Annotated in this window: 4 protein-coding genes; all 4 read right to left on the reverse strand. The window is 54.1% G+C overall.

The window, feature by feature from the left end:
• A partial coding sequence (locus VSS37_RS04265) for an aromatic/alkene/methane monooxygenase hydroxylase/oxygenase subunit alpha (RefSeq protein WP_324693447.1) occupies positions 1 to 1,495 on the reverse strand: 1,495 nt, incomplete at its 3' end.
• Between the two features lie 15 nt (positions 1,496 to 1,510).
• The gene (locus tag VSS37_RS04270; RefSeq protein WP_324693448.1) at positions 1,511 to 1,783 is read right to left on the reverse strand and encodes an MmoB/DmpM family protein; all 273 of its coding nucleotides are present in this window, start codon (positions 1,781 to 1,783) and stop codon (positions 1,511 to 1,513) included.
• A gap of 10 nt (positions 1,784 to 1,793) precedes the next feature.
• The gene (locus VSS37_RS04275) at positions 1,794 to 2,792 is read right to left on the reverse strand and encodes an aromatic/alkene monooxygenase hydroxylase subunit beta (protein WP_324693449.1); all 999 of its coding nucleotides are present in this window, start codon (positions 2,790 to 2,792) and stop codon (positions 1,794 to 1,796) included.
• Between the two features lie 45 nt (positions 2,793 to 2,837).
• On the reverse strand, positions 2,838 to 3,092 hold the full coding sequence (locus tag VSS37_RS04280; RefSeq protein WP_324693450.1) for a phenol hydroxylase subunit: 255 nt from the start codon (positions 3,090 to 3,092) through the stop codon (positions 2,838 to 2,840).
• Between the last annotated feature and the right edge of the window lie 353 nt (positions 3,093 to 3,445).

Raw genomic sequence — 3,445 nt, forward strand, 5'->3', positions numbered from 1 at the left:
TTTCGCCGTGCATGGCTTTCCAGCGGGCTTCGTCGGCGGAACCGGCGTAATCGCCACCGTCTTCCGGCTTGAAGTGATACCAGTTGAGTACGTCGGGGATTTCCGCACCGCCACAATTGCCCTGGAAAATTTGGTGCACCGGCAGCCAGGCATTGGCGTATTTTTCTGGCTCATTATCAAAGATGTGTTTGCAGCCATCAGAGCAGGTGTGGAATTTCTCGCCGTTGTACTCGCTGGCACGGTAGGCAATCTGCATCGGGTCGCCGTTGCTGACTTCGGTAAAGCCCATCGGAATCTGGCAAACCTGGCACAGTTGCGGCAGGCCCATATTGAAGAAACGCTTACCTTCCTTGGCCATCTGCGCCCACATTTCGTAGCGCGGGCGGTAGTACTTGTCGAAGGTTTCCGGGTATTTCTCAGACAGCCAATCCATTTTCTTCTCGGTTGGCAGGCCCAGGTTGAAAGCCGCGGCGTGAACGTAGTTGTAGAAAATGCTGAAAACCTGATGGCTCAGATGCTCGGCTTCGGCAGTCGCCTGCTCGTGGAATTTCGGCATACGCAGACCGTAGCGACCCAGGTCGTTAAACAGTGCACCGGCGTTTTCCACAAAGTAGATTTCCCAGGCTTCCTTCCAAGACATCGGGCTTTCCGGCAGCATGTAATCCTGCATCATGGAAACCAGCGCCAGTACGCGGTAAGCACGCCAGAAATGCTTGTCGATCCAGCCCTGTACAATGGGCAGGTTGTCTTCGTGCTGTTCCACCAGGAATTTGATGATTTCCAGCCCCAGGGTCATGTGGCGGGATTCGTCAGACTGGGCAGAGAAGCCAAAGGTCACGGTCGCCATATCGCCATTGAAGGCGGCACCAGACATAAAGGGCACAAACAGCAGATTGGTCAGCACGTATTCAAACGCAAACGAAACCGAGGTAATGAACTCAAACGGCCCGGCTGATTTGGCGTCATCGAAATAGGATTTCGGCACTGACAGATACCACACCCGGTCATGCATGTGGAACGGGTCATGCAGGCCGCTGAAATGCTTGTTGTAGTGGCTGATGGTGTGAATCTGGGTCTGCGCGTGACGCAATTCATCAATGGATTGCATCTGGCAGGCAATCTGCGCACCTTCGCCGCTGAACTGGCGTGCTAAGCGGGCAAAGCCACGATGCGCCTGATATTCCAGCGGGGTAACGCCCTGGATAAACAGTTTCAGCGCATTGATATAGCTGGCGTCGGTTACGTTCATGTGCGCATTGTTTTGCGCGAAGCTATCCATGACGGCATACAGCTTTTTGTCTTTTTCCGCCTGGTATTTCCAGTAAGCGTCAACCGTCAGGCGGAACGGGTCTTCCCATTTGCTCCAGTCGGTGATCTTGATGCCTTCATAGGTTTCATTGGAAAACACTTTTTCGCGCGGCTGGTAGGTTGGTTCCCAGCCAAGGCCACGGGTGAGCAGTTCGTAGCGTTTGCGCATGTTCAGTTTTTTGGCCATGTTCAATCCTCCTCTTTAGTGGCGGCTAATGCGGAAATAGTCGTCGTCTTCGTCGATGTTGCCGGACAGGGACACCAGGGTCAGGTGCATTTCCTGCAAGTCAACGTCACGGCCTGCTTGTTCGGCCACCACGTCGCGGGTGATGCCCAATTCGCCCAGACCTTCGATGCGCACCATGCCGGGCTGGTAATCCAGCGTGGCTTGCGGGTTTTCCTGCTCGAACGCGCTAATGAAGGGCTGCGCTTCCGCTGTGTTCTGAAAAATCACGAATACTTTGCTGTCAGACATGTTGTCCTCCTCAAACCTTGATGCCTTGTTTCGCCAGCCGCGCCAGCAATTCCTGTTTCACTGCGTCGACCTGCTGCTGGGCGCTATCGCCAAACGCCAGGCTTGCAACTGGCAGGACGGCGGCACTCAGACGCTCGCTCCAGCTTTGCACCCAACCAACCAGCAATTGCTTATTGGCGTCGGACTCGGCAGCAGTCACCTTCATCAGGGCATTGCTCCAGCGCACAGTTTCGGCATACCAGTCATTCATGAACTGGGTCAGCAGAATGAGGGATGAGGCACCTTGTGCGGCGACTTCCGACATGAAGCGTTCGTAGACCAGCGGGTAGATCAGGCCGTCCATCACCACGTTTTGCGCGACCATGATTTCAAACCAGTCGGACAGGACAAAGGTGTCTTCCATGGCATGGCGCAAGGGTTGCCAAACCGGGCCGTTCAGCCAGGCTTCGCGCGCGGCCAGCAGGGTCGTTTCTTCGTTGCCGTCCAGCAGCAGGGCGATCCGCGACAGGTATTGGGCGATGCCGATGCGGTCAAAACCGTTGAACGAGGCCAGCGCGGTAATGGACGTGCCATAACCCCGGTCGCAGATGTCCTGGTTATTCATGTTTGCGCCGTATTCCGCATGGCGCAGCGGCACCAGCACCTGACGTACCTTGTCCAGTACTTCAGCAGGCGCACCTTGCAACAGGTTGTGTTGTTCGATCAGCTCGAAGTTTTTATCCATAACCTCCTGCTGTTTGGCGCGTGCTACCACATAGCTGGTGTAGTAGTACTGACGCGGGTCGGAGAAGGCGTACCAGTCCTGCATGACAATGGCCGTGCGGGTCGCATCGAACAGTTGCTTGTTTGGTTCCCAGGTGGGTGGGTAATGGAAGTTAACGGTTGGCTGAATGTCGAACGTGGCTTCCTGATAGCGCGACGCCGGTTTGTTTTCCCCCACGCGGCGGGCGGTATAGCCGTAATTGGTGCGTAGCGGCTTGATTTCTTTGGCCGCAAAGTTCAATGACATGGATGTTTCTCCTCTCTCTAGTGGAAACAAATGGTGGTGCTTGCGTTATTGCTTGACGCCGGGTCGACCGTAGCGCCATTTCAGGCGGTCATAATCGACTTGCGCCTGCTGTTCAGCCGTCAGCTCCTGGGCTTGCTGACGCTGACAAAAGGTTTTGAATTGCTCGAATGGCAACATCAGCTCCACGAACAATGCCGGGTCGCCGATGGAAAAATCGAATTCGACGAAACGGTTGTTGCGTACCCCGGTGACGCGCACAAAGCGGGGCTGTTCTGGCAATACAGATGAATCCGGTTGCATGTGATGGCTCTCCTCCCAAGCACTTGACCTTCGGTTAGACGTTAGTTAGCAAACGTCGTGCCAAATTGTTAATTTCTTTTTTATCATATAGTTGTGTTGAATTTGTGTAGTAAGAGGGCAATCGGCCTTAATGAATTCATCAGGCGGGGCAGACTGGATATGATGATATGGGCAAACCAGTGGTGATGGGTGCTGGCGCACCTTGGCAGGGCCTGCTGCAACCATTCGTCAGAAAAAGAAAACGCTTGGTGTTCCTTCCATTAATGTTTTGAAAATTTACAGGCGATAATCGTATTTCAAATTAATCTATTGGGAAATCCCCCGGCTTTGCCGGGGAGACGTGCATAGTTTGA

Origin of the sequence: Candidatus Thiothrix phosphatis, assembly GCF_035668035.1 — a bacterium.
Taxonomy (GTDB): domain Bacteria; phylum Pseudomonadota; class Gammaproteobacteria; order Thiotrichales; family Thiotrichaceae; genus Thiothrix; species Thiothrix phosphatis.